Consider the following 26,688-nt stretch of genomic DNA (forward strand, 5'->3'; position numbering starts at 1 on the left):
CCGGGAGGCCGCTGTGCTGTTGATCTGCTTTTGATCTTGATCTTAGGCGCCCCGTTAAACCACGCTGGCCGAAGCGAGGTACCGAGTGCTGGGGCAAAAGCGGAACCAATACAAGCCATCACCTAAATAACGGATATCCCCCCAATCCGCGCCCGCGCCCGCAGCGCCTCCCCAGGCAACCCCAAAGCCTCATACACCACCACCAAAGCTCGGTTCGTCGGCACATCCAGCCCGTCATACCGCCGGCGCAATTCCAGCGTCTGCTGCGCCCCAAGCCAATCCCCAACCCGCAACCGTGCGTCCAGCTCCACCTGCGCAAACAAATCCCGCTGCGCATGACTCCCGCCAATCTCATTCAGCCGCGGCAACGCTATCCCCAGCTGTTCCAACGCCCGCCGGGCATCCCCCCGGGCATGCGCCAACAACCCCTCAGCCAACGGCAACGTCACTTCCCGCCAAACCGGCCGCGCTTCCACACTGTGCCTGCGCAAAGCCGCCAACAACTGATCCGCCTCAGGCTTGCCCGCCCGGGCCAACCCATACAAATACTGCACACTCAAAAATGGCTGTACCGCATCCCCAACCCGACGCTGCAGGTAGGGCGCCAACGCCTGCCACCGCCCACCCACATCAATCCCGGCCAGCTCCAGCCGCGCCAGCAATGACACCGCGCCCACCTGATCCTGGGAGTACTCCGGCAAGATCCCCCACACATGCCGGTCATAAATCTCCAGCACCCGCTGATCCTCCCCGCGCCCCAGATAAAACAACGCGAGATGCCACCAGTTATGGGTGTACATGAACGAGTTAAGCCCGTCCCAGTGCTGCTTCACGCCCTCCAGAAACCCGATGCCTTCCTCGATACGCCCCTGGGTCAGCATCACATGGGCCAATGCGTGATGGGCCCATGGCTCGGACGCCTGCAACCGCAACGCCTCAAGCGCACTGGCCTCGGCTTCCTCCAGCAAATGACACTGCTCATACGCAAACGCCAGTAGCCCGTGACTGTGGGCGATATCCGGCGCGCCGGCGGTGGCTTTCAAACCGATCCGCAGCAGCGCCGGCCAGTTGCCCCGGTTGAATTCCAGGTACTGGTTGAGCTTGGCCGCAAGCAGGTCCCGCGGATAAAGATCCAGCAGATGCTCGCTGAGGCGCAGCACTTCATCCAGCTCGTCGTTGATCCAGGCTTGCAGCACTTGCAGATACACGAGCGCCCGTGGATGCCGGGAATTCACCGCCGCCGCCCGCTGACGGTACTTCTCGGCCAGCACAGGGCCCTCGGGCGACTCGATAAACATCAGCAGCAGGCCGGCAAATCCGTTGGCCAATGCTGAGTCGGGGTCGGCATCGGCGACCGCGAGGATGCCCTCGGCACGGGGCTGATAGCCGAGAAAACCGCCGACGAAATCATCCAGGCCCTGACGGGTGGCGGGGTTGAGGGTGTCGATGGGGTTGCCCAGGTAATCCAGTGACATGCGCTTCAAACTCATGGGTTCAGATAGCGGTTAGACGGGCAAACCTTGTGCCAGTGATGGGTCCCTCAAACTTCAAACCTTACCGTAGCAGCTGCCGAGCCTTGTCGAGGCTGCGTTGGCGGCATACCTGACACACCGCAGACGCAGCCTCGCCAAGGCTCGGCAGCTGCTACGCACAACCATTCCTCAAGAGGGCGGGCTGTTGCTTTTTCCACACTCGTCCCGGCCACTGTGGTTTTTTCATCACTGCCAAGGCCTGTGATGCCCGCAAACGCGGCCCGTCGCCCCATGGCACAGCCCTTGCTAAATCCCTGACAAAACCTTAGTCAAGGAGTCTCCATGCGCCCTTTATCTTTTCGCCGTGTCCTTTCATACCTGGGACTTGGCGCCGTGCTGCTGGCCGGCACCGCTCAGGCGCAACCCCATGACGGCGGGGTGCTGAACCTGGTGGCCCAACCCGAACCGCCGTCGCTGATGCACGGCGTGGTCAGCCACGTGTCCACCCAGTACGTCAGCGGCAAGATCCTCCAGGGCCTGCTGACCTTCGACACCGACCTGAAACCCAAACCGGTATTGGCCAAGGCCTGGACCGTTTCTCCCGATGGCCTGACCTACACCTTCGATTTGCAGGACAACGTGCGCTGGCATGATGGCCACGCGTTCACCGCCGATGACGTGGTGTTCAGCTTCCAGACCTTCTACCCCGAAGTGGACAAGCGTCTGGGCGGGGTCTTCACCGAGTACGTCGACAGCATCACCGCGAAGGGCCCGCTGCAGGTGGTGTTCCAGCTCAAGAAACCCTTCGCGCCGTTGCTCTCGGCCCTGGGCAGCGGGCTGCGGCCTGTGGTGCCCAAGCACCTCTACGAGAACACTGACTTTCGTAACAACCCCTATAACCTCAAGCCTGTCGGCACCGGCCCGTTTGTGTTTGTGGAGTGGAAACGCGGCGCCTATATCAAGCTGGCAAAGAACCCCGACTACTGGAAAAAGGGCCTGCCACACCTGGATGCGATCATCTTCCACGTGATCCCGGACGGCTCGTCCCGCGCTGCGGCGTTCGAGCGCAACGACGTGCAGGTGCTGCGCAGCGGTGATGCCGACTATTCCGACCTCAAGCGCCTGACCGCCTTACCGGACGTGCAGTCGTCGGAAAAAGGCTGGGAGCTGTATTCCGGCCTGGCCTTCCTGCAGATCAATACGCGCAAGCCGCCGCTGAACAACCCCAAGGTGCGCCAGGCGATCCTGTATGCGCTGAACCGCCAGTTCATCGTCGACAACATCTTCTTCGGTTCGGGCAAAGTTGCCCCCGGCCAGTTCGTGTCCACCTCGCCGTACCACGACCCGCAATTGCCGCAGTACACCTATGACGTGAAAAAAGCCAAGGCGCTGATTGCCGAGTCCGGCGTGGACGTGGGCGCCGTGCGGATTCGCCTGCTCAACGGCGAGAAGGGCGGTGCCTGGGAGCGCCTGGCCGAATACACCAAGCAAGCCCTGCAGCCGCTGGGCTTCAAGGTACAAGTGGTGACGTCCGACGCCGCCACCTGGTTCCAGCGCGTCAGCGACTGGGACTTCGACCTGACCTACAACTTCATCTTCCAGATCGGCGACCCGTACCTGACCAACGCCTACCTGTACCGCTCCGACTACATCCTCAAGACTTCGCCATTTGCCAACGTCAGCGGCTACAACAGCCCCGAGGCCGATGCCCTGTGGACCCAGGTCGCCAACACCCCGGAAGGCCCGGAACGCACCAGGCTCTATAGCCAGTTGGAAAACGTGCTGAACACCGACCTGCCGATCGCGCCGATCTTCGAAATGCGCTACCCGACACTGTTCCACAAAGAGGTGAAGAACCTGCTGCAAACCGCCACCAGCCTTAACGAAGACTACGAAAGCGTCTACCTCGACGCGCCTGCACCATGAACGGGTTGCTGTATTTCAGCGGTCGCCTGCTCAAGGCACTGTTGATGATTGTGGCGGTGCTGGTGCTGGGCTTTTTACTGATCCGCCTGGCGCCGGGTGACCCGGCGCTGCTGTTGGCCGGCGAGGCGGGGGTGGACGATGTGCAGTTCATCGAACACCTGCGCCAGACCATGGGCCTGGACAAGCCGTTGCTCACGCAGTTGCTGATCTACCTGGGCAATATCACCCATCTGGACCTGGGTTATTCCTACCGCAACCAGACCTCGGTGTGGTCGCTGATTGCCGAGCGCTTGCCGGCAACACTGGCCCTGATGGGCTCGGCATTTTTGCTCTCGTCGGTGCTTGGCGTCACCCTGGGGACGTTGGCCGCCCGGGCCCGACAGAAGCGTCACTGGCTGGATGGCGTGATCTCCCACGGCGCATTGCTGCTGTATGCGATGCCGCCATTCTGGCTGGCGATGCTGCTGATCCTGTTGTTCTCCGTCAGCCTCGATTGGTTGCCGGCGTTTGGCATGGAAACGGTGGCACAGGACTTTTCCCTGCTCGACCGGCTCAAGCACCTGCTGCTGCCGTGCGTGTCGTTGAGCGTGCTGTTCCTCGCCTTGTATATCCACCTGACCCGCGCCGCCGTGCTCGACGCCCTTGGCCAGGAATACGTGCGCACCGCCCACGCCAAGGGCCTGCACCCGCGGCGGATTTTGTACGTGCATGTGTTGCGCAATGCGCTGTTGCCGGTGGTGACCTTTGCCGGTTTGCAACTGGGCCAGTTGGCCAGCGGCGCGTTGCTGGTGGAGGTGGTGTATTCCTGGCCGGGGATTGGTCGCTTGATGTACGACTCGCTGGCCCAGCGTGACTACGGCGTGTTGATGGGCGGTTTCCTGGTGATCTCGATTCTGGTGGTGGGCTTTAACGTGTTGACCGATGTGATCTGTCGTTTTCTCGACCCGCGTATCGGTGCAGGAGTGCAAGGCTGATGCTGGTTTTCCGACGTTTTGTGCGCCAGCCTGCGGCGTTGATCGGTGCGCTGTTTTTGCTGCTGCTGACGCTGTTGGCGATCGCCGCCCCCTGGCTGACCAGCAGCTCGCCATGGGAGATGAACAGCCAGCCGATGCTCGCGCCATTCCACGACCCGGCCCATTGGCTGGGCAGTGACCTGCTCGGTCGCGACCTCGCCAGTGGCCTGCTGTACGGCGCGCGGGTGTCCCTGGCCGTGGGGGCGCTGGCCAGCCTGGCGACCCTGGTGGTGGGCCTGCTGGTCGGCGCGGTCGCCGGCTATTTCGGTGGCTGGCTCGACGGTGTGCTGATGCGCATTGCCGAGTTCTTCCAGATCATTCCGCAACTGGTACTGGCGGTGATCCTGGTGGCGATCCTTGAGCCGTCCCTGTTCTCCATCGTGCTGGCCATCGCACTCGTAGCGTGGCCGGCGGTGGCGCGGTTGGTGCGCAGTGAGTTCCTGACCCTGCGCCAGCGCGAATTCGTGCAGGCCGCGCGGGTGCTGGGGCAGTCGCCGCTGGGGATCATCGCCCAGCAGATCCTGCCCAACGCCCTGGCGCCGCTGCTGGTGACCATGACCTTTGTCATGGCCACGGCGATCCTCACCGAAGCGGCCCTGGCGTTTCTCGGCTTGAGCGACCCGGAAGCCATGAGCTGGGGCTACATGATCAATGCCTCCCGTGGCTTGCTGCGGGACGCCTGGTGGATGAGCTTTCTACCGGGGTTGGCGATTGTGCTGTGCGTGCTGGCGGTCAATCGAGTCGGTGAAGGTTTGCGTGTGGCCTTTGAGCCCGGGAGGTCGCTATGACGTTGTTGAGTGTTGAACATTTGCGTATCGCCTTGCCGGCCGGTGCGGATCGCAGCCATGCGCTGTATGACCTGTCGCTGCAACTGAACCGTGGCGAATGCTTGTGTGTGGTGGGTGAATCCGGTTCCGGCAAGTCAATGCTGGCCAAGGCTTTGCTGCGCCAGTTGCCGGAGTCGCTGAAGGTGGAAAGCGGGCGCCTGGTGTTTCGCGACGAAGACCTGGCCGACCGCAGCGAAGAGGCCATGCGCCAACTGCGCGGGCGGGATATCAGCATGGTATTCCAGGAGCCCATGAGCGCCCTCAACCCACTGGTGCGGGTGGGCGAACAGATCGATGAAACCCTGCGCGCCCATGGCGTGGCGGCGGCACGGGTGCGGCGTCAGCGGGTGGTGGATTTGCTCGGTTATGTCGGCTTGCCCGACCCTGAGCGCTTGCGACTGGCGTATCCGTTTGAACTGTCTGGCGGGCAGCGTCAGCGGGTGGTGATCGCCATGGCCCTGGCGTTTGATCCGGCGCTGTTGATTGCCGATGAGCCGACCTCGGCGCTGGACGTGACCACCCAGGCGCAGATTCTCGACCTGCTGCGCAAGATCCAGCAGGACAAGGGCATGGCACTGTTGTTTATCACCCACGACTTTGCCGTGGTCGAGGCGATTGCCGACCGGGTGCTGGTGCTTGAGAAGGGCCGGGTGGTGGAGCAGGGCACGGCCCCGGCGGTGTTGCGTGTGCCCCGGGAAGATTACACCCGGCAGTTGTTGGCGGCGGTGTCGGCGCAACCGCTGGTGCCGCGTACGCAGGTGGCTGGCCCTGTGGTGCTGAAGGCCGAAGCGCTGGGCAAGGTGTTCCGCAGCCGCAGCGGTTGGTGGGGGCGGCGTACGACTCAGGCGTTGGATGCGGTTCAGCTGCAATTGCGTGAAGGCGAGACGTTGGGGATTGTGGGGGAGTCGGGGTCGGGCAAGTCGACCCTGGGTCGGTGCCTGGTGCGTTTGCTGCGTGCTGACAGCGGGCGGATCGAGTGGTTGGGGCGGGAGGTCGCGGGGTTGTCTGAAGGGCGGCTGCGAGCGTTGCGCAGTGATGTGCAGATGATTTTCCAGGATCCGTTTGCCTCGCTCAATCCGCGGCAGACGGTGGGGCAGATTGTTATGACTGGGCCTTTGGTGCAGGGGGTTTCCAAGGCGGATGCCGAGCGGCGGGCCCGTGAGTTGCTGGGGTTGGTGGGGTTGCCGGCAGCGGCGTTTGAGCGGTTTCCTCATGAGTTTTCCGGGGGGCAACGGCAGCGCATAGGGATCGCCCGGGCGTTGGCGGTGGAGCCTAAGGTGTTGATCGCTGATGAGTGTGTGTCGGCGCTTGATGCGCTGATCCAGGTGCAGATTCTGGAGTTGCTGGAGTCGCTGCAGCGGCGGTTCAGGTTGAGCATTGTGTTTATTACTCATGACTTGCGGGTGGCTGCGCGGTTGTGTGACCGGATTGCGGTGATGCGTCAGGGGAGGGTGGTGGAGCAGGGGGAGACGGCGGCGCTGTTTGCTGATGCGCGGCATCCGTATACGCGGGAGTTGTTGATGGCTGAGGCCATCTGACTTGGGTTGTTGGGGTTGGGGGCATATCCGTTATTCAGCTAACGGCCACCTATGGTTTCGCTCTTACAGCGAGTCACATTGCAAAAGCGGCAAAGGCGACCTGAGTGTTAGAGCAAAAGCAGAGCCGCTTTATGTGGGAGCGGGCTTGCTCGCGAAGAACTGAGAGCGCCGCGTTGAATCAGGATGTTCGCGTTATCGTTAACGACCTTCGCGAGCAAGCCCGCTCCCACATTTGGATCGTGTCCACCTTTGATTTTGCTGTTGCTACACCACACTCAATCCTTTCACTTATTGAGAAACCTCCATGCCGACCTCTTTCACCGAACTGCCAGTGATCCAGGGCCAACAACTGGAAATCCGCCCCAACCGTCACCTGAGCATCACCCATCACGCGGGCACCACCCAACCCGACACGGTAGTGTTCTTCTGCCACGGCGCCGGCGGCAACAAGGACCAGTGGCGCCACCAATGGCAATCCCTGAAAACCCAAGGCTACAGTCTGGTCGCCTGGGACCTGCTCGGCCACGGCGCCAGCGCAAAACCCCGCAACCCCGAGGCCTACGCCTGGCCCGAACTGGTCGCCGATTACCTGGAAATCCTCAAGCGCTACGGCGGTTCCCGCAACCTCATCGTCGCCCACTCCTTCGGCACTGGCCTGACCCTGAGCGCCTTGCTGGCCAAACCCGCGATCCCCATCGAAGCCGTATTGCTGCTGGGCACCCGACTCCACAGCATCAGCCGGAGCGGCGGCCTGATGCGTCTACCCGCATGGCTCCTGGAATGGCTGCGCCCACTGCTGGCCAAAGGTTTCCGCCAGGCCGCATGGAACGCCAAGGCCGACCCAGCACTGGTCGCTTACGAAGAAAAACTCACCGAGCGCAACCCGCTGTACATGTTCAAGGCCCTGATGAAAAACGTCCAATGGCCAGACGCCAATGCACTGCTCACCCTGACCCTGCCCGTGAGTGTGCTGGCCGGCGACACCGACGGCCTGACCCCGGCCAGCGGCGGCGAAGCACTCGCCCGGCATTTGCCCAATGCCGAGTATCAGTTGTTGCCCGAATGCGGCCACCAACTCATGCTGGAAAAACCCGGCGAGGTATTGGCCGCATTTCAACGCCTGCTGTCAGCTCAGCGGGACGGCAGTTTCCAGCGCTCACGGTAGAGGTCGTACTGCGCGGCGGGCAGTTGCACCAGCAGCGGGTTTTCTCGCGGGTCCAGCCAGGCAAACAACGCCTGGATATTCACCGGGTCCATCGCCGTGCAGCCCAATGTTCCCGAACTGACGCTGCGCCAGATATGCAGGAAAATACACGAGCCGCCGTTGGCCAAAGCCGGTGTGTTGTGCTCGACAAAAATCCCCTGGCGGTACAGATGGTCCTTGCGCAGCATCCGCTCGGAGCTGGTCCAGTCCTTGTTCACCGCCGAGCTGTCCACCAGGGTGTTGTAATGGCTGGACTGGCTGTCATCCACGCATTCGCGGGTGGCGGTACTGGCCGCGTAAGGCAAGCGGGTGTCAGCGGTGGGGGCGTAGCCGAAGGCACCGCCGAGTTTGAAGATGCCGGCCGGGGCCTTGCCATCGCCTTCATGCTTGAGGGGCTGCTGGTCGGGGGTGGGCGTCGTAAGGCCGGTGCCCCACGCCATGCCGTTTTTACCGACCACGATGGCAAAGGGTTCGCCGACTTTCTCAAAGCCTTGCCCATGCCGCTCATAGCGTTGTGCGGTGCCCTGGATGCTGTTCCAGTCCGGGGTGGTGACCACGATCAGTTGCCGGCTGTCGTCGGGGATTTGCGCGAGTGCCACGTTTGAAAGCAGCGTCAGCAGCGCCGCGCAGGTTTTGATGAGCGTGTTCAACGTCGTTCAGTCCTTGAAAAGAGGGAAACCTCAAACGCTAGTTTTTGCCCCGGGCTTTATCAAGCTGAAGCTGTGTTGTGATGTTACCGCAGCGGTTCGATAGGGAAGTCCATCGGCTCGGCCCGCACCGGGTTTCGGCTATAGGTGAAGTGCCACCATTCGCCGGCATAACCGGTAAAGCCTTCCTTGGCCATCGCAGCGCTCAACCGTTGGCGATTCTGGCGTGCCGCCTGGCTGATGTGGGAGCTGTTGGTGTGGGCCATTTCGTCGAAGCAATCAAAACCGGTGCCCATGTCCAGGCCGCCATCGGGCAGGCGTCGACCGTAACCGGCGGCGCAATCCACCGCCGCGGTGTCGGCGTTCCAGGCCTGGGCTGGCAGTGCATCGGGGCCGGTCAGGGTCACGTCCACTGCCGCCCCCCGGGAGTGGTTGGAAACCTTGGCCACGTAGCCCAGGCGCCAGAAATCCTGCTTGTTCACCCGGGGGTAGAACTCGGCCTTGGCCGGATCCCCCGGCAGGCTGGCGAAGCGGCCCATGTTCGCGACGGCACGGCTGGGACGATAGCAGTCGAAGACCTTCAAGCCGTAACCCTGCCTGGCCAACTCGGCCTGGACCCGTACCAGTGCCTTTGCCGCGTCGGCAGACAGCACGCATTCGGCTGCGTTGTAGCCGTCCAGCGGCGCTCCGGTGAAGTTGTGGGGGCTGGCGTAGCGAATGTCCTGGGCGATGCTCGGGTCGAGGCTGCGCAGGTAAACCATGTTGGCTGGCATTGGCGTGTCTGCCGCTACCGGCGTGGCGAGCACGATCAGGCTCAGGGCGGCAAGGGAAAGGGAAGAGTAGGGCATGGCGGGCCGGGCTCGGACGGTGGCTTAAGCGCGCCACACTAGCAATGCCCGCCCCATGCCGCCAGTGCTACGGCGCGGCGCTGGGCACAAATGCCACGCTGCCACCGTCACGCTTGTGGAACAACCGTTCACCATTGTCCGGCTGGGTAGTGATGACCTGATGATCGTTGCCCAGGTAGGCCAGCGGCGTCGGGTCATCCTTGGTGGACTGCGCGACAATAATTGTGCGCTTGGGATCAAAGGTGCGGCCGCTGGTTTTTTCCAGCCAGGCCATGAACGCCGCACTGTCGCCCTGGCGCGGAAAGTCCTGGGTTTCGGCGACGTAGTAGAACGGCGTCCCGTGATTTTGCAGGTACATCGGTACCTTGTTGTCGACTTCCACCATCACCATCTGCCACGCGTTCCATGGCGCGCTTTTCACTGCTTGCGCTTGAACGTCCTCGGCGAAACGGGTCACGCCGCCATTGCCATTGGTCCACGGATACACCACCCCGAGTACCAGCAGCATCACCCCGGCAGCGATGCCGAACCCACGGTACCAACCCCGGCCGACCGTGCCTTTGCGGGCGATACGCTCACTGACCCACCACGCCGCCAGCAACTGCGCGAACGGCACCAGCGGCAGCACGTAGTAACTGCGCCGGCTGCCACTGGCGGTGAAGAACACAAACAGCAGGCCCAGCCCCCACACCAGCCAACGGGTGTTGGGCGGGGTGTCGCGCCAATGCCGCACGGCGAGCCACAGGCCCAGCACCCAGCACGGCGCCCAGGGCAAGGTGTAGGCCGGCAGGTAGATCAGGTAGGTGTAGATCGGCCCCATATGGTCGAACGGGTCGAAGAAGCGCACCACGTTTTCCCGGAACACCAGTTCCAGGCCGCTTGCACCGTAGGTCGGTGCGCCGTAGAGGTGGGACAGCACAAACGGGATCGCGTAGAACGCCCCGGCAATGATCACGGCCAGCACCAGCCGCAGGTTGAGGTGGCGTTTGTAGCGCTGTTCGCTGAGCAAGTGCGGCAACAGCACCAGGCCCGGCAGTACAAAGCCGATCAAGCCCTTGAACAGCGACGTCGCCGCCAGTAACAGGAAGAACACCGTGTAGCGCCCCAGCCGCGTATCGTCCGGCCCGCGCCAATACCACCAGACGGCGGCGAGCACGCCGCATACGGTCAGCACGTCCGCCGTGGCCACCCGGGCCCAGAAGAGGAAGTAGAAGGTGGTCGCGAGCATCCAGCCGGCAATCAGGCCGGTGCCTTTGCGGAACAGTTGCTCGCCGATCAGGTACACCAGCCAGATGCTCAGCCACGCCGAGATGACCGATGACAGGCGCAACGACCACGGCCCCAGGCCGCCCATCAGGTTGGCCAGGCCGGTGATCAGCCAGTACGACGGCAGGGGTTTGTCGTAATACGGGGTGCCCTTGAGGTACGGGTCGAAGTAGTCGCCGCTTTGCAGCATCTGCAGGGTGATGTTCGCCCAGCGGGTTTCCGGGCCCCACAGGTCGCGGGCGCCCAGGCCCAGCAGCAGGATCAGGGCCGACACGCCCAGGAGCAGCAGCAGGGCGCCGCGTTCGGTTTTCCAGAAGTTCATGCGGCGGTTCCGATGTGGGACGAGTGTTGAATGGGGTCACCCCACATTAGGGCGCCTGTGTTACGGCAATTGCGGGTAGATGATGATCTCCAGGTCACCCTTGTAATAACGCTTGCCCCCCAACGGCAGCTGGCCGGCTTCGCGCATTTCGCTGGTGCTCCTGACCCGCATCAGCACGCCCACCGGGCCTTGCTGGCGCGCCTGCTTGAGCCAGGCTTGAACGCTGTCGAGATCCACCTTGCGGTGCATCGAGTCGGCGTATTGCAGGCCGTAGCGCAGTTCGCCTTCGGTGTTGTAGAGCGTCACTTCGGGCCGCCGCAGGCGCCATGCCAGGGCCGACGCCGACTCCAGTTCGTTGCTCAGCAGCGCATGGGTCTGTTGCAGCTCGTCCAGGTGCTGGAGCACGAACTGATCAGGCATCTGGTTATCTTCGATCACCGCCGGCATGCCGGCGGGCAACAGCGCCACCAGCAGGCCAATGCCCAAGGCCGGCATCGCCCACAGCGCCAGCGGGCGGGAGGCTTGCAGCAAGTTGGCGAGCATCCAGCCCATCAGCACGATGAACGTCAGGGACAGGTTGAACATCTCGCTGTGGCTATTGCCGTACAACGGCCGGTCGATTTGCAGGTAGATCAGCGTCACCATCGCGGCGAGGCCGATGCCCAGGTTGAGCAGGCCATTGACGCGCAGCGTGCGGGTGCGGGCGTTGGCCAGCAGGTCGACCAATGCATGGCCCATCAGCAGCGCCAGCGGCAGCAGGCACGGCATGATGTAGGTCGGCAGCTTGCCGTTGCTCAGGCTGAAAAAGCCCAGGGGCAGCAGCAACCACAGCGCCAGGAAGACGATGGCCGGTTGGCGCTTTTCCTTCCAGGCCTTGCACAGTGTCGCCGGCAGCAGCGCCGCCCACGGCAGGCACGACACCACCATCAGCGGCAGGTAGAACCACCAGGGTCGTGCATGCTGGGCATTGTCGGAGGCGAACCGGCGGATGTGCTCGTGCCAGAAGAAGAAACGCCAGTAGTCCGGTTCCTGCAGGTGGATCGTCAGTGCCCAGGGCAGGCACACCACGGCCGCCACCAGTATCGCCAGCGGCCCGTAGCGCAGCAGTTCCCCCAGGCGACGTTGCCAGAGCATGTAAGGCAGGGCGATCAACACCGGCAGCAACCACGCCAGGAAACCCTTGGTCATGAAACCCATGCCGCAGGCCACACCCAGCAACGTCCAGCTGGCGAGGCGGGCACGGGGGGTGGAGCTGTCGAGGGCAAACCACAGCGCCGCCAGGCTCAGGTTGACCCAAAAGGTGAATTGCGGATCCAGGTTGGAATAACCGGCTTGCCCGGCCACCAGGCCGAAACTCATGTAGAGCAGCGCGCAGGCGAAGCTCTTGCGCGGGTCGTTCCATAGCCGGCGGGCGATCAGGTAGGCGAGCACGACGCTCAGGCCGGTGGTCAGGGCGGAAGCGATGCGCACGCCGAACAGGTTTTCACCGAACAATGCCTGGCCCAGTGCGATGAGCCAGTAGCCGGCGGCGGGTTTTTCGAAATAGCGCACGCCCATGAAGTGCGGTGCCACCCAGTTGCCGCTGATGAGCATTTCCTGGCTGATCTGGGCGTAGCGGGTTTCGTCAGGGATCCATAGGCCATGCAGGCCCAGTGGCAACAGATAGAACATCACGAATGCCAGTAGCAATACGGGCAATGGTTTAAGGCGGGTCATGGCTATTGCACTCTCAAGCGGTATTGACGGTGAATCAGCGCGAGCGGATCAGCCATGCGCGAGGGGTGGAAGGTGGTCATGGTCGGGTAAAAATGCGGCACAGAACGTTATTCCTTAAACAGTCTGTTAGTGGGGGGCGAAACTGAATATCCCTGTGCCCCAGTCAAGCTCGTTAAATGTGTGGCGTCCAATAAGTCATCGAAGGTCGTCGTCATGTTGTTAACTTGTGAAAAGTTAGTGAGCTAATAATTTTTTGACAAAAATTCAATTAAAACCATAGAAGATGCCACGGTCTGGCTGTCTTTTTGCTGAACGAACTTGAATGATTAAATGTTAAGAAGTGTTCTAAAGTTGTTTAAGCACGGCGGCCCAGTCCTTACTGTTCAAAATACCCAGCGCCTTGAACTTGCCATCGGGCAGCAGCTTTACAAACAATGCACTGCCGTACTCGGCATGGGCGGCGTGTGGGTAGCCCAATGCCTCCTCGAAGTCGCTGATGCAGGCGCTGTGGGTGACCACCAGCAGGTTGCGGTCCGCGTGTTTATGTGGGCGCAGTTCCTCGCCGATGGCAGGGCCGCAGATGGCCAGGGGCCCGGGTGACAATTCGGCCTTGCCGAACATGAACAGCGAGCTCTGCGCGGTACGGGTGGTGGGGCTGCTCAGTACGTCGGTGTTTTCCATGCCCAGGGTCTGGAAGGCCTTGCCCACGGCACTGGCAGACAACGAGCCGAGCGTGGTCAGGCCGTCTGCCGGGCCCAGGCAAGGGTTGTTGGAGCGGTCACAGCGTTCCTCATGGCGGACCAGCACCACCAAGTCTCCGTTGCGCCAGGCTTCCAGGGTTCCGGAGCTGAGCAGGCGTTGGCCCACGCCCAGGTCCAGCGGCGATCTTGGCCACCAGATGAACGCCGTTACTGCCAGGCTGGCCATTACGATACCTGCCACGCCCAGCCACAGTTTGTTCAGATGTTTTACAAACGCCCAGCGCGAGCGAGACTTGCTCAGGGTCAGGTCAACCACACTATTCACCATTGGTAACTTCCAGGCGTTAATCCGGTAACTGGCAGCGGCAAGTTAGGCAGGCGCCAAGTGAGTAGCGCTGATGCAGGAATATGCAAAAGCGTGTCACAGGGGCGCTGTCTTTTTGCTGAACATACCGATATAAAAAATTGTTCACTTGCACTAACGGGCGTTTGAAATAACCAGCCTGTTATCTGCCCATGGACGGCAATTTAAAGTGCAGCAGGTGGCGGCCGGGTGAAATCGATGTGAAAAATTTGCAGGGGTCATGGGGCGCTCCTTTTTCCCATGGTTGTGACATAAAAATGTGACAACCGTTATTCTCCGGCTTAAGTCCAGAAGCTTGTGGGGAGGGGTGATGCTGCAGGTACAAGGGGTATTCAAGAGTTATGGCACGCCGCAGGGGCCGTTGACCGTGCTGGCAGGTGTCGACCTGTACCTGGGAGCGCGCAGCAGCCTGGCGTTGATGGGTGAGTCGGGCAGTGGCAAAAGCACGCTGCTGCATTTGGTGGCCGGGCTCGACCAGGTCGACCGTGGCAGCATCCAGGTCGGCGACCAGCGCCTGGACCAGATGAGTGAGGCGCAACTGGCCCACTGGCGTCGCACCGAGATCGGCCTGGTGTTCCAGCAGTTCAACCTGATCGGCAGCCTGCGGGTCGAAGACAACCTGGCCTTCCAGGCGCGCCTGGCCGGGCGCCTCGATCCGGCGTGGCAAGCGCAGCTTGTGGAGCGACTCGGCCTGGGTGACTTGCTCAGGCGTTACCCCGAACAACTGTCCGGCGGCCAGCAGCAACGGGTAGCGGTAGGACGAGCCCTGGCGTCGCGCCCCGGCTTGTTGCTGGCGGACGAACCCACCGGTAACCTCGACGAAGGCACCAGTGACGAAGTGCTGCAACTGCTGCTGGACCTGCTGCGGGACAGCCCCACCAGCTTGCTGATGGTCACCCACAGCCCGCGCATCGCGGCGCGCCTTGACCAGCAGGTGGTGTTGCACCGCGGCCAGGTACTCGCTGCGGACGCCCGCTGACATGCGGGTCTTCTATTGGACACTGCGCGCGCTGCTCAGCCATTGGCGGCGCCACCCTGTGCAATTCTTCAGTGTGCTCACCGGCCTGTGGCTGGCCACCGCTCTGTTGACCGGCGTGCAAGCCCTCAACAGCCAGGCGCGGGACAGCTACGCGCGGGCCAGCCAGCTGATCGGCGGCGAACCCCAGGCCAGCCTCAGTGCGCCGGACGGTGCGAGCTTCCCCCAGGCGCTGTTTGCCGACCTGCGCCGCGCCGGGTGGCCGGTGTCGCCGGTGGTGCAGGGCCGCGTGCAGCTCAAGGGCCATGAAGACCAGCGCCTGCAAGTGATGGGCATCGACCCGGTGTCGTTGCCCGGCGGTGGCGCGCTGGCCGGGCAGACCCTGGACCGGGCGCAGATGGTCGCGTTCTTCAACCCGCCGGGACGCACCTGGATCGCGCCGCAGACCTTGCAGTCTCTGGGCCTGAAAGAGGGCGACCAGCCGCTGACAGCCGCCGGGCTCGCGCTGCCGCCACTGCATGTTCAAGCGGACATGGCCCCCGGCGTCTTGCTGACCGATATCGGCTTCGCCCAACCGTTGCTGGACATGCCCCAACGCCTGTCGCGATTGCTGCTGGACAAGGCCTTTGCCGCCGCGCATCCCGCCCTGCCGCCGGAACTGGGCGCGCAACTGCAGCTCAAGCAGGCCGAGGAAAACAACCTCGCGCGCCTCACTGAAAGCTTCCATCTGAACCTCGATGCGCTGGGCTTTCTGTCCTTTGTGGTGGGCCTGTTTATCGTGCATGCCGCCATCGGCCTGGCGCTGGAGCAGCGGCGCGGCCTGCTGCGAACCTTGCGTGCGTGCGGGGTCAGTGCGCGGATGCTGATCCTCAGCCTGGCGGTGGAACTCGGTGGCCTGGCCGTGCTGGGTGGCCTGGCGGGCGTGGCCAGCGGGTACTTGCTGGCCAGCCTGTTGCTGCCGGATGTAGCCGCCAGTTTGCGCGGCCTGTATGGCGCCGAGGTGCCCGGCCAACTTAGCCTCAGCCCGCTGTGGTGGCTCAGTGGCCTGGGCCTGGGTTTGCTCGGCGCGTTGCTCGCCGGGGCCAGCAGCCTGTGGCGAGCGGCGCGTTTGCCGCTGCTGGCGCTGGCGAACGCGCAGGCCTGGCACCAGGCCCATGGGCGCTGGCTGCGACGCCAGGGCTGGGTGGCGGGTTCGGCCTTACTGGTTGCGCTGTTGGCGCTGGTATTTGGCGATAGCCTGGCCAGTGGTTTTGTCTTGATGGCGGCCTTGTTGCTGAGCGCTGCGCTGGGCTTGCCGGTGGTGCTCAATGGTGTGCTCAAGGCGGTATTGGAGCGCAGCCGTTCGGTGCTGGGGCAATGGTTTCTCGCCGATTGCCGCCAGCAGTTGCCGGCCCTGAGCCTGGCGCTGATGGCCTTGCTGCTGGCGTTGGCCGCCAATATCGGCGCGGGCTCGATGACCTCGGGCTTTCGCCAGACCTTCAACAACTGGCTGGAACAACGCCTGACCGCCGAGTTGTACCTCAATCCGCAAAACCCGGCCCAGGCCGAGGCGCTGCAAACCTGGCTGGTGCAGCAGCCCCTGGTGCAGACGGTGCTGCCGACCTGGCAGGTTGCGGTGCAACTGCAAGGCTGGCCAGCGGACCTGTTCGGCGTGGTCGACGATCCTACTTATCGCCAGCATTGGCCGTTGCTGGAAGCGGCGGCGAACCCATGGAACCAGTTGCTGCAGGACGACAGCCTGATGCTCAGTGAGCAAATGGCACGTCGGCTCAAGGTGCGGCTGGGCGATGTGGTCAGCATCCCCACGCCCCAAGGTCCATGGTCGCCGAAGGTCGTGGGGATTTATGCCGACTACGGCAACCCCAAGGGCCACTTGCTGGTGAATTCGCGGCACCTGTTGCAGCACTGGCCGGGATTGTCGCCGGCGCGTTTCAACCTGCGGGTTTTGCCGGGCAACGTGCCGCCGCTGGTGCGTGCAGTACAGGAACGGTTTGCCCTCGAAGACAGCCGCATCGTCGATCAGCAGCAGCTCAAGGGCTGGTCGAGCCAGGTCTTCGAAAGAACTTTTGCCGCCACCGCCGCCCTCAACAGCCTGACCCTGGGCGTCGCCGGCGTGGCGTTGTTTATCAGCCTGCTGACCCAGAGCCAAAGCCGCCTCGGCCAGTTGGCGCCGTTGTGGGCGCTGGGCGTGACGCGCCGCCAATTGATGCTGCTCAACCTCGGCCAGACCTGGTTGCTGGCGGTGCTGACCCTGGTGCTGGCGTTGCCGCTGGGCTTGCTGCTGGCGTGGTGCCTGGACGTGGTGATCAACGTCCAGGCCTTCGGCTGGCGCCTGCCGTTGCAGGTGTTCCCGGGGCAACTGGCGCAACTGCTGGGTCTGGCGATGCTGGCCACCTTGCTGGCTTCGGCCTGGCCGTTGTGGCAGCTGTACCGCAGTCGCCCGGCGGATTTGCTGAGGACCTTTGCCAATGAAGATTAAGTACCTGCTATGGGCGACGTTCCTGCTGCTGGGCGCCTGCGACAAACCGCCTGCGCCTGAAGAAAGCTTCGCCGGGCTGGGCAGCCAGGCCGCGGACTTTGCCCAGGTGGTACCCGGCAAGGTCTTCAGCTTTCCCCAGGACCATGGCCCCCATGACGGCTATCGCATCGAATGGTGGTACCTCACCGCCAACCTGAAGGATGCCGAGGGCAATGCCTACGGCGTGCAATGGACGCTGTTTCGCAACGCACTCAAGGCCGGCCCGACACAACCGGGCTGGCACGACTCTACGATCTGGCTCGGCCACGCCGCCGTCACCTCGGCCACCCGCCATTACGCCAGCGAACGCTACGCCCGCGGCGGCGTGGGGCAGGCGGGGGCCCAGGCGGTGCCGTTCAATGCCTGGATCGATGACTGGAATTTCGCCACCCGCCCCGGTGCAGCCAGCCCCCTGGCGGACATGCAACTCAAGGCTGCAGGCGAGCATTTCAACTATGACCTGCACCTGACCTCCAGCCGCCCATTGGTGCTCCAGGGCGACAACGGCTACAGCCGCAAGTCCGACCAGGGCCAGGCGTCGTACTACTACAGCCAGCCGTTTTTCCAGGCAGATGGCCGCGTGACCATCGATGGAAAATCTTATCAAGTCACCGGCAACGCCTGGCTCGATCGCGAATGGAGCAGCCAGCCCCTGACCGCCAGCCAGACTGGCTGGGACTGGTTCTCCCTGCACCTGGACAGCGGCGAGCAGTTGATGCTGTTTCGGGTGCGGCAGAAAGACGGGCCGTCGTACCTGACGGGTACCTGGATCGACAAAGAAGGCCACACACAGACCCTGCACAACCAGGATATTCAACTGACGCCGCTGGGCACGACCGCGATCGATGGGCGCAGCATTCCCACCCAGTGGTCATTGAAGATCCTGGGCAAACATCTGGATATCACCACGGAAGCGGTCAACCCAAAAGCCTGGATGAACCTGAGCATTCCTTACTGGGAAGGGCCGGTGAAATTTCAGGGTGGGGTGGGGTATCTGGAGATGACGGGGTATTGAGTCCGACGATTTTTTGTAGGCCTTGATTACCTGCCAGGTAGGTGATTTCCCAAATGTAATTTCAGCTGTTCCAACCTTGTGTTCGGGCCGTGTTCGCCTGCCTATATTCCTGCGCCATATCCATTACATCAGGGATGTAAGTGATGGCGCAGGGATACATCAATGACCGCACCACGGACTACCTCAGTTTGAAATCCCGATTACTCACCGGGGCCAGTGGGCAACTCTCCGATCAATTCGACGCGTTGAACCTGCATTTGCGTCAGGCAAGCCTGGTGACGCCGGGGCAGATGGTGATCGTTCCCGATGCCTACGCTGTGGCTTGCACTACTGATGATGCATGGTTGATGCGCCATGCCCAGGAGATTCAGCGCAATCTGGAGTTGGATGCCTCGGCTGGGGCGGCGGTGATCAATAACTATGATCTATTCCAGAGTTTATTGGCTTATAGCTCGGTGGGAGTCGGCAGTTCGACGGCGGCCTGGGGGCGACACCTGGACGACGTTCAGCGCACTCTGGAAGAAATTGAGCGTTTGCATCAACAACTCAAGGATGGAGCCTTGAATAAGAAAGCGTTTATCCAGAAGCGGCAGATGTTGTTCCGGCGCTTGGATACTCAACTTCAAGGTGCGGCGCGATTTGGCACGAGCCTGAAAACCAATAAGTCACTGAAAAAAGTACTGGGTATTTCCACCAAGAGTTATCTGCACAAGAGTGAAATCGTGGGCTACACGCAGCGGATTCGCAGCATTGCCGAGACGTCGAGGTTTTTGGGCAAGGGGACGTATGTGGGGTTGGCGTTGGATGTGGGTGTGGCGGGGTTGGAGATCAAGGAAGCATGTATGGAGGGGCGGGAGGCGATGTGTAGGCGGGCGAAGTATGTGCAGGGTGGGAAGTTGGTGGGCGGGGTGGGTGGAGCCGCTATTGGAGGGACTCTGGGGGCTGCACTCGGGAGACGTTTATGCGGGATAGTCATGGGGGTTGCGGTGAAAGGGCAGGGTGCGCTGGTCTGCGGGATCATCGGCGGTGCTGCCGGAGGTTATGCCGCCGGGAGTACGTTTGGGCGTGCCGGTGAATGGGGTGGAGAAATGATGGGTGACCTGATGTATCAGCCTGATGGGGCTTGATCATGTCTTATTATGATTTTTTCACTGTTACGTTGCTTTTATGGATGCTTATCAACTTGGGACTGTTGCTCTTCGTCGCGTACAGAAAACTCGATGAGTTGGAAAGCTATTTCACCGAAAACGAGGCCGTTCAACGCACCAAGCGTTTTTGGCGCAGGAATCTGCCGATCGACAAAACCATGCGAATGGTTGTGATCGTCGAGCTGCTGTCCATGCCAAAACGCCATTTGAAAAAGGGCGAGGTAACTGAGGCAGAGTTGACGTCCGTCCCCGTGGCCCTGAAGCGATGGGCAGTATGGCCCTATTACGGCGGAATGGTTTTGATGGTCCTGGCAATCATTTGGGAGGTCTGGTCCAAGCCATAGCCGAGGGGCTTTTTTTCGTTATTGCGCCAACGCCACCTTGAGTGGCAAGCGCGCCATACCGGTGTTTTTAAGCGAACCCAGATACAACCAGTCACCGTACTCACGTGCCGTGGTGACGGGCGAGTAGTTACCGCTGCTGCCATCCTGCAGGTTTGCGATGACCTTGCCGTTCACGTCCAGCCCGAGCACAAAGGCCTTACGCTCGATGGGCTTGGGCACCACCATCAGTGCCCGTACCATGATCTTGCGCATCAGCGGGTAGCCGGCAAAACCGTCGAGCAGCGGGTTGCGCGGTGAATACAAGGCAACCCAGAACCGGTCCTTGCCGTTGAAACTGAGGTTGTCCGGCAGGCCCGGCAGGTTGTCGATAAACAGGTCGTGGACGCCGGCCTTGTCGCCCTTGAGCCAGTAGCGGCTGATGCGATAGGCGCCGGTTTCGTTGACCAGCACATAGTCTTCGTTCGGCCCCAGGGCCACGCCATTGGCGAATTGCAACTGGTCCAGCAATACCTCGGTGTGGCCGGTGCTGAAGTCATACCGTAGCAAACGGCCGTCACCGCCGTGCTCGATCACCGCCTCGCCGTCTTCCCCATAACCCCATCGGCTTGATGCATCGCTGAAGTACGCATAACGCCCGGCGGCGTCGACGGTGACGTCATCGACAAAGCCAAACGGCAGGCCGGCGGCGCTGGTGGCCAGGGTGGTGAGATTGTGCTGGGTGTCGAGGGCGAGCAGGCCCTTGATCCCATCGGCAATGATCAACCGCCCGTCCGGATGCAGGGCCAGGCCCAGGGGGCGACCCTGGGTGTTGGTCAGCTCTTCGAGAACGTGGCTTTCGGGGGCCGTGCGGATGATGCGCCCGTCATGCAGGCCGGTGATGAGGAACCCTTTGCCATCCAGCAACAAGGCTTCGGGCCCGGCGATGTCCTGGGCGCCGGTTCTTTTCACGTCCTTGAGGCGCTGGTTTTCGGCGTAGGGCCCGTCCTTCAGGGATGGCGCCTTGGGCGGCGACCAGTTGACCGGTTGCACTTTGGTGGGCATCAGCAGCAGGAAGGCGACGATGGCGGTCAGGATCAGCAGGACCAGACGACCAACGTTGCTTGGACGGGTACTCATGACGATTCCTGGTGATCAGTGGTGGGCGGTTCCCAATGCAGGGTGCCGAACAGATAGTCCATCAGCGGCAGGACGATGTTGAAGTTGCGTCCCTGCATCAGTTCGCGCCGGTGATGCAGGGCGTGCAGGTGATGCATCTGGCGGATCCACGGCAGGCGGGCCACGGGGTGGTCGGGGGGCAGGTGTTCGCAGGCGTGGAAAAACTCGTAGAGCAGGTAGCCGAGGATCATGCAGCCGGCGAACAGGCCGGCGACGTTGGGGTTGAGGTGTTTGAGCAGCCACCAGGCGGGGAGGGTGATGACCAGGCTGTGGACCAGGATGAGCCAGGCGGGGAACAGGATGACACGCCAGTCTCGAGGGCTGTCGTAGGTCATGTGGGCGGGGGTGAAGAAGCTGTGGTGGTCGCCGGTGTGGCGGGCGTAGAACAGGCGGGCGAAGGAGTGTTTGTGATGGCCCAGGTGACGGTGGACGAGATAGATACACAGATTGAAGAAAATCAGGGTGAGGGGGATGGCCAGCCATTCCAATGGCTGGATTTGCCGGGTGGTAGACCAGAACAGGCTGATGCAGAGCAGGCCGTAGCCGAAAACGAAACCAGCGTGGAGCCACGGGTTGTAGGAGGGGTGGATGCTGGCGCGGTAGGTGGTGCGGAAGGCCTCGGTGGGGTGAGTCATTGGGGGCGCTCGGTGTTGTTTTTGTTGGGGATGAGCGTAGTCGGGATTGGCGCATCTATCCTGCCGCCATAAAAATACTGTACATGCATACAGTTATGTCCTACATTCCATCCCAGGTGACCGGATGTCGCCGATCACCTGAGCTTCAATTTTTTAACTATGGATGGATAAAAAATGAAATCGAAAAAAGCGTTCATGCTCGGAGCCGCCATCGCGGCGTCCTGCTTCGTTTCGGCCTGCGCCCTGGCCGAACAATCTCCTGCACACTTGACGCCGCAACCGTTGCAGCAAGCCGTGCAACAAGCCCTCAAGAGTGGCGGCAACGTCACGGCGCAGAAGGCGTCGGCTGCCTTCCTGGACAAAATCAAAACCTCGCAGCAGCTGAAAAAGCCGGTGCAGGCTGCCAAGGCCTTGAGCGGGGTTGTGGTCGCCGAGCCTGTACAGGCAGATAGCGCCAAGGTGGATGCCCAGGCCGTGGCGGCCCAGGCGTTCACGCCGCTGTGCCAGACCCTCGGTATCAACCAGATGTATAACCTGGACGGTGTGCAAACCGGCAACGACGTCTGCTACCACTTCAACGTGCCCCAAAAGGCACGGGCGACAGTGATGCTGGTAGGGCAGAGTGCTGCCACCAACATGTCCCTGACCCTGTTCCAGGACGACGGCCAGAACAACATCACTTCTCTCGGCACGTCGGATAACCCGGGCAATGCCAACGAGGTGTTGGCTGGCGTACTGCCACCTGGCGACTACTACTGGTTCATGCATGCCAATTCGGCTGACGGTTCGCCGTTCAGTTTCGGCGTGGATATCAACATGACGATTGACGATTTCGAGCCTAACGACAGTTTCGAAACGGCTTATCAACTGCCGGATACCCTGAACTACGTCACGGGTAACTCCGACACGGCGACCGATGAAGACTACTTCTCCTTCAAGGCCCTGCGCGGGCAGAAGGTCAGTGCCTATTTCGACGGTGTGAACGAGAGCGATCGGGGCCAGTGGATTTCCGAGTATTTTGACGGCGTCAAATGGATCCCGATCAGCCCCAAGGCGAAAATCACCTGGCCAACGCCATCGGTTAATGGTGTGGTGAACGTACGGGTGCGGCCTAACCCGGCCGCAACCTGGAAGGCTACGGCGCGCTACAAGCTGTCGCTGGGCTCCACACCCGAGGTGTTGAGCCACAGTGTGCAAGGTGACAACGTGGTGCGGATCCCGGCTTCGGCCAATGACTACGACCCGTTCATGACCACCCAGGCGGCACGTGACTTGAGCTGGGCCGTGACCTGGGCCGACAGCACCGGTAAACGCCTGCAGGGATTGACCCCGTATCTGCAACTCGACAAGCACGTCAACCGTAATACCTACCTGCCGGTGTACATCCCTTACTACGGTTCGGTAACCGGCGTGTCGGGCGCGGCATCCGGTACGGTCAACCTGGGCAACTGCGCGGGTGAGGCGACTGTCAGGTATGTGTCCTACGACTCGGGTTACAAAAATACCTGGGAGACCAACTACAACTTCGCCGTCTGGCGCCTGCGCATCGAGGAGTACCCGGATGTCGGCGTGGGTGGCGACGCTACCCCGGTCAGCATGGCTCATATCTGCAGCCAGCGCGTGATCTCCAGTGAACGGTGATCAACCCTCCGCTTGATCCGTAACCCCGGCGCCAACTCTTCGGGTTGGCGCCCCCAGCAACCCTTCAAACTGCGCCTGAACCCACCCTTCGTCGCAATGCGCCACATTAAACCGCATGAAATCCCGCAACCCCGGCTCATACCCGAACAACGCCCCCGGCGCCAACACCATCCCGCGTTTCAACCCGGCTTCAGCCAGCCGCTCACCATTTACCCCCGCCGGCAACCGCGCCCAGATGAACATCCCCCCCTCAAACCCCATCGGCAATTCACACCCACAACGCCGCAGCCACTGCTCAACCCGCCCACCGGCCTCCAGCAGCCGCTGAACCATGCGCTTGCGATGCCGGGCATACCCACCCTCACTCAGCAGCCGATACACAATCTGTTCGAACAGCTCGGACGTTATACCGCCGCTCATCAACTTCATATTGGTCAGATTCGCCGCCAATTGCGGCGCCGCCACCACATAACTGACCCGCGCATTCGCCGTCAGCACCTTCGAAAACCCCGACAGGTACGTCACCTGCTCCAATCCCGCCAAAGTCGCCAGGCGCGGCGGCGGGTTAGGGTGCAAATCCCCGTAAAGATCATCCTCAACGATATGGCAGCGATACTCCCGGGCCAGTTGCAACAACCGAAACGCTTGGCTCGGACTGAATGAATGCCCGGTGGGGTTATGCAACACGCTGGTGGTCAGGTACAGGCTGGGACGATGCTCCGCCAACAACTGCTCCAACGCGACAAAATCAAACCCGTCAGGCCGCCGGGCGATCGTCACCACCTTGACCCCATGCAACGCCAGGTTCGCGTGGAAGTTGAAATAACACGGTGCATCCAGCAGCACCGTGTCCCCGGGCCGCGCCAGCAGGCGCATGAGCATGTCCAGGCCTTGCACCGTGTTGGGCGTGGTGATGATTTGTTCCACCGGCACCGACAACCCTTCACCGTGCAGTTTCTGTTGCAGCGCCTGGCGCAACGGCAGCAGGCCCGCCGGGGTGCCCAGCCCGGCGATGCGCAGAGTAGGGGCGCGCACTGCGCTGCGCATGGCCTGGCGCAGGGCTTCGGAATCCAGCCAGTCTTCCGGCAGATGGCCGCCGCCGGGGCGCAGGTCGCCCTGGGCCATGGCCAGGGGGCGGCGCAGTACGCTGAGCAAGTCCTGGGGCAGCAAGTCGACCCAGGTGCTGGACGACGGCTGTGCCAGGCTGCTGGCGACAAAGTGCCCGCGGCCCTGGCTGGAGGTCAGGAGGTGACGCCCGCGCAGGCGATCCAGCGCTTCATTCATGGTGAATTTTCCGACGCCCAGCAAGGCTCCCAACTCACGCACCGAAGGCAGTTTGCTGCCAGCGGCCAATTCGCCTTGCTCGATCGCATGGGCCAGGGCATCGACGATCTGCTGCACCTTCGGTGCTCGGTCATGAAAGTGAATCGCAGGAATGGGCATCACACTGTCCTTAAGTTTGCCGCCAACTTCACCGGTAAAGTCTGCGCGTATATCCGTAGAGTTTACCTGCCTGTGGCGGCATGTGCGCCCTAGACTGCAAGCCCTCTTTCCTGCTGTGAAATTCCACGCCATGGCCACCGCGCTGACGCTGTCTTCGTTTTTGTATTTCCTGCTGCTGTGCACCACCCTGGCCTTCAGCCCCGGGCCCATGACCTTGTTGTTGCTCAGCCTCGGCCTGAAGGACGGCCTGCGCCGCTCCCTGCCGGCGCAGTTCGGGGCGAGTGTTTCCTACCTGGTGTCGATCCTGATCTTTGCCGTGGGTTTTTCCGAGCTGATCAAGGATTACCCGCTGATCACCCGGATCATCCAGGTGGTAGGCGTGGCCTACATCCTTTACCTGGCCTACAAGCAATGGACCAGCAGCGGAGTGACCATCAAGACCAACGATGCAACTGCGGAAAATGCCCGCAGTCTTTTCGGCAAGGGCCTGCTGACCGGGTTGTCGAATCCCAAGGCGATCATTCTGTTCAGCGCGGTATTCCCGCAGTTCGCCGCCATCGGCCAGGGCAGTGCCGCCGCCGACATCGCGATCCTCGGCCTGACCTTCCTGCTGCTGCAATTTGCCAGCGGCTGCCTGTATTGCTACTTCGGCCAGCGCATCAAGCACGTGCTGGAAAACCCCAAGCGCCGGGTGTTGCTGCAACGGGCCACGGCGGTGTTGCTGCTGGGGGTGGCGCTGATGTTGGCCCGGGGCTTTTCCAGCTGAAGGCCAGCTTATGAGCGGTAGTGGCGATCTGCCGGTGCCCTGATAGACTTCGGGCATTCATCCAGGATCAAGCCAGACATGCCAGCCGCAGGAGGAAACGGACTTTCGCTCGCTTCACGCTTGTACAAGTCGCGCACCCTGGGATTGACCCTCGGGTTTGTCTGTGTGGCCGCCGCCATCTACCCGCTGGATAAATCCGCTTGGGTCTGGGGAGTGATGATCGCCAATGCCTTCATCTGGCCGCATGTGGCCTACCAATGGTCGCGGCACTCGAAAAACTCCCTGCGCTCGGAACACCGCAACCTGCTGTTCGACTCGTTTTGCGGCGGGTTCTGGGTTGGCGCCATGCAGTTCAACCCGCTGCCCAGCGTGACCACCTTGTCGATGATGACCATGAACAACGTCGCCATCGGCGGCCCGCGCTTCATGCTCGCCGGTTGGGTGGCCCAGGCGCTGGGCATCGGCGCCTCGATGCTGGTGTTCACTCCGGCGGTGACCGCCCTCACCAGTGAAGTGCAGCTCTACGCCTGCCTGCCGATCCTGATGCTGTATCCCCTGGCGCTGGGCTGGATCTGTTACCGGCAAGCGATCACCCTGGCCCGGCACAAGCGCGAGTTGCTGGCCCTGAGCCGCACCGACAGCCTGTCGGGCCTGCTCAACCACGGCGCCTGGAAAGACCACCTGGAAATCGAGTTCCAGCGCTGCCGCCGCGACCAGCAGGGCGCCGCCATCGCGTTGATCGACATCGACCACTTCAAGACCATCAACGACACCTACGGCCATGTCACCGGCGATATCGTGCTGCGTCAATTGAGCAAAGTGCTGCGCCAGAACCTGCGGGCCACTGACCTGGCCGGGCGCTATGGCGGCGACGAATTCTGCGTGATCCTGCCGGACATGCCCCTGAACCGCGCCACCGAGGTGATGGACGCCCTGCGTGATCGCTTCAACTCCCTGGCCTACGCACAGGACCCGACCTTGCGCGCCAGCCTGAGCATCGGCCTGGCGCCATACCGGCCGGCACACGCCGACGCCACCAGTTGGCTGAACGATGCCGACCAGGCCTTGTACGAGGCCAAGAGCAGCGGGCGCAACCGGGTCAGTTCGGTGCAGGGAAGTTGGTTGAGGTCGATCTGAGGATCAACAAATCGGTGTTTGTCAGGTAGGGTGGAGCGCTACCTTCCAACAAAAACAAGGATCGGT

Annotated in this window: 22 protein-coding genes; 13 read left to right on the forward strand and 9 right to left on the reverse strand. The window is 62.1% G+C overall.

The genetic code is table 11. From position 1 onward, the window contains the following. Positions 1 to 122: 122 nt before the first annotated feature. Complete coding sequence (locus HX818_RS28575; RefSeq protein ID WP_177021167.1) at positions 123 to 1,475, reverse strand: tetratricopeptide repeat protein; 1,353 nt, start codon at positions 1,473 to 1,475, stop codon at positions 123 to 125. 339 nt (positions 1,476 to 1,814) lie between these two features. Here HX818_RS28575 and HX818_RS28580 point away from each other — a divergent pair, with 339 nt between their 5' ends. The 5 genes from HX818_RS28580 to HX818_RS28600 all read left to right on the forward strand — a co-directional run bounded on the left by HX818_RS28580 (position 1,815) and on the right by HX818_RS28600 (position 7,941). Beyond that, complete coding sequence (locus tag HX818_RS28580) at positions 1,815 to 3,398, forward strand: ABC transporter substrate-binding protein (protein ID WP_008431399.1); 1,584 nt, start codon at positions 1,815 to 1,817, stop codon at positions 3,396 to 3,398. After that, the gene (locus HX818_RS28585; protein WP_177021168.1) at positions 3,395 to 4,372 is read left to right on the forward strand and encodes an ABC transporter permease; all 978 of its coding nucleotides are present in this window, start codon (positions 3,395 to 3,397) and stop codon (positions 4,370 to 4,372) included. The genes HX818_RS28580 and HX818_RS28585 overlap by 4 nt, the downstream gene beginning before the upstream one ends. Further along, complete coding sequence (locus HX818_RS28590; protein WP_003210288.1) at positions 4,372 to 5,199, forward strand: ABC transporter permease; 828 nt, start codon at positions 4,372 to 4,374, stop codon at positions 5,197 to 5,199. Before HX818_RS28585 ends, HX818_RS28590 begins: the two co-directional genes overlap by 1 nt. After that, positions 5,196 to 6,776 (forward strand): ABC transporter ATP-binding protein, encoded by a 1,581-nt coding sequence (locus tag HX818_RS28595; protein WP_177021169.1) that lies wholly within the window; start codon positions 5,196 to 5,198, stop codon positions 6,774 to 6,776. Before HX818_RS28590 ends, HX818_RS28595 begins: the two co-directional genes overlap by 4 nt. Positions 6,777 to 7,080: 304 nt before the next feature. Continuing rightward, entirely contained in the window at positions 7,081 to 7,941 is an 861-nt protein-coding gene (locus tag HX818_RS28600; protein ID WP_177021170.1) for an alpha/beta fold hydrolase, read from the forward strand. Here the strand turns inward: HX818_RS28600 and HX818_RS28605 are convergent. The 5 genes from HX818_RS28605 to HX818_RS28625 all read right to left on the reverse strand — a co-directional run bounded on the left by HX818_RS28605 (position 7,908) and on the right by HX818_RS28625 (position 13,808). Beyond that, positions 7,908 to 8,630 (reverse strand): L,D-transpeptidase, encoded by a 723-nt coding sequence (locus HX818_RS28605; RefSeq protein ID WP_177021171.1) that lies wholly within the window; start codon positions 8,628 to 8,630, stop codon positions 7,908 to 7,910. The genes HX818_RS28600 and HX818_RS28605 overlap by 34 nt on opposite strands. A gap of 83 nt (positions 8,631 to 8,713) precedes the next feature. Next, positions 8,714 to 9,475, reverse strand: a complete 762-nt coding sequence (locus tag HX818_RS28610; RefSeq protein ID WP_177021172.1) for a M15 family metallopeptidase — start codon at positions 9,473 to 9,475, stop codon at positions 8,714 to 8,716. Positions 9,476 to 9,542: 67 nt separating this feature from the next. Continuing rightward, positions 9,543 to 11,063 (reverse strand): glycosyltransferase family 39 protein, encoded by a 1,521-nt coding sequence (locus tag HX818_RS28615; RefSeq protein WP_177021173.1) that lies wholly within the window; start codon positions 11,061 to 11,063, stop codon positions 9,543 to 9,545. Between the two features lie 60 nt (positions 11,064 to 11,123). Beyond that, a complete protein-coding gene (gene arnT, locus HX818_RS28620; protein ID WP_177021174.1) occupies positions 11,124 to 12,779 on the reverse strand; it encodes a lipid IV(A) 4-amino-4-deoxy-L-arabinosyltransferase in 1,656 nt (551 codons plus the stop codon). 345 nt (positions 12,780 to 13,124) lie between these two features. Continuing rightward, on the reverse strand, positions 13,125 to 13,808 hold the full coding sequence (locus HX818_RS28625; protein WP_177021175.1) for a histidine phosphatase family protein: 684 nt from the start codon (positions 13,806 to 13,808) through the stop codon (positions 13,125 to 13,127). 346 nt (positions 13,809 to 14,154) lie between these two features. On the opposite strand from HX818_RS28625, the gene HX818_RS28630 reads away from it, so the two are divergent. From HX818_RS28630 to HX818_RS28650, 5 genes are all read left to right on the forward strand, one after another. Continuing rightward, positions 14,155 to 14,823, forward strand: coding sequence for an ABC transporter ATP-binding protein (locus HX818_RS28630; protein WP_008431380.1), 669 nt, complete (start codon positions 14,155 to 14,157; stop codon positions 14,821 to 14,823). A gap of 1 nt (position 14,824) precedes the next feature. Next, positions 14,825 to 17,299: an FtsX-like permease family protein gene (locus HX818_RS28635; RefSeq protein WP_177021176.1), complete on the forward strand. Its 2,475-nt coding sequence runs from the start codon at positions 14,825 to 14,827 to the stop codon at positions 17,297 to 17,299. Beyond that, positions 17,289 to 18,353, forward strand: a complete 1,065-nt coding sequence (locus HX818_RS28640) for a lipocalin-like domain-containing protein (RefSeq protein ID WP_177021177.1) — start codon at positions 17,289 to 17,291, stop codon at positions 18,351 to 18,353. The genes HX818_RS28635 and HX818_RS28640 overlap by 11 nt, the downstream gene beginning before the upstream one ends. A 143-nt stretch (positions 18,354 to 18,496) precedes the next feature. After that, on the forward strand, positions 18,497 to 19,480 hold the full coding sequence (locus HX818_RS28645) for a hypothetical protein (protein ID WP_177021178.1): 984 nt from the start codon (positions 18,497 to 18,499) through the stop codon (positions 19,478 to 19,480). Between the two features lie 2 nt (positions 19,481 to 19,482). Beyond that, positions 19,483 to 19,845: a hypothetical protein gene (locus HX818_RS28650; protein ID WP_003210265.1), complete on the forward strand. Its 363-nt coding sequence runs from the start codon at positions 19,483 to 19,485 to the stop codon at positions 19,843 to 19,845. Positions 19,846 to 19,863: 18 nt separating this feature from the next. Here HX818_RS28650 and HX818_RS28655 read toward each other — a convergent pair whose 3' ends face one another. Together HX818_RS28655 and HX818_RS28660 are read right to left on the reverse strand one after the other, a co-directional pair. After that, complete coding sequence (locus tag HX818_RS28655; RefSeq protein ID WP_003210263.1) at positions 19,864 to 20,961, reverse strand: SMP-30/gluconolactonase/LRE family protein; 1,098 nt, start codon at positions 20,959 to 20,961, stop codon at positions 19,864 to 19,866. After that, positions 20,958 to 21,635: a sterol desaturase family protein gene (locus HX818_RS28660; protein WP_177021179.1), complete on the reverse strand. Its 678-nt coding sequence runs from the start codon at positions 21,633 to 21,635 to the stop codon at positions 20,958 to 20,960. Before HX818_RS28660 ends, HX818_RS28655 begins: the two co-directional genes overlap by 4 nt. A gap of 174 nt (positions 21,636 to 21,809) precedes the next feature. On the opposite strand from HX818_RS28660, the gene HX818_RS28665 reads away from it, so the two are divergent. Beyond that, complete coding sequence (locus HX818_RS28665) at positions 21,810 to 23,276, forward strand: hypothetical protein (protein ID WP_003210259.1); 1,467 nt, start codon at positions 21,810 to 21,812, stop codon at positions 23,274 to 23,276. On the opposite strand, the gene HX818_RS28670 is transcribed toward HX818_RS28665, so the two are convergent. After that, positions 23,277 to 24,719, reverse strand: coding sequence for a PLP-dependent aminotransferase family protein (locus HX818_RS28670; protein ID WP_177021180.1), 1,443 nt, complete (start codon positions 24,717 to 24,719; stop codon positions 23,277 to 23,279). It lies immediately after the preceding gene. 130 nt (positions 24,720 to 24,849) lie between these two features. Between HX818_RS28670 and HX818_RS28675 the strand changes: the two genes are divergently transcribed. Both HX818_RS28675 and HX818_RS28680 read left to right on the forward strand, forming a co-directional pair. After that, positions 24,850 to 25,485 (forward strand): LysE family translocator, encoded by a 636-nt coding sequence (locus tag HX818_RS28675; RefSeq protein ID WP_008431366.1) that lies wholly within the window; start codon positions 24,850 to 24,852, stop codon positions 25,483 to 25,485. Positions 25,486 to 25,563: 78 nt separating this feature from the next. Then, the gene (locus HX818_RS28680) at positions 25,564 to 26,622 is read left to right on the forward strand and encodes a diguanylate cyclase (protein WP_023658718.1); all 1,059 of its coding nucleotides are present in this window, start codon (positions 25,564 to 25,566) and stop codon (positions 26,620 to 26,622) included. Positions 26,623 to 26,688: the final 66 nt, after the last annotated feature.

Source organism: Pseudomonas sp. F9001 (assembly GCF_013385435.1).
In the GTDB taxonomy this organism is placed as follows: domain Bacteria; phylum Pseudomonadota; class Gammaproteobacteria; order Pseudomonadales; family Pseudomonadaceae; genus Aquipseudomonas.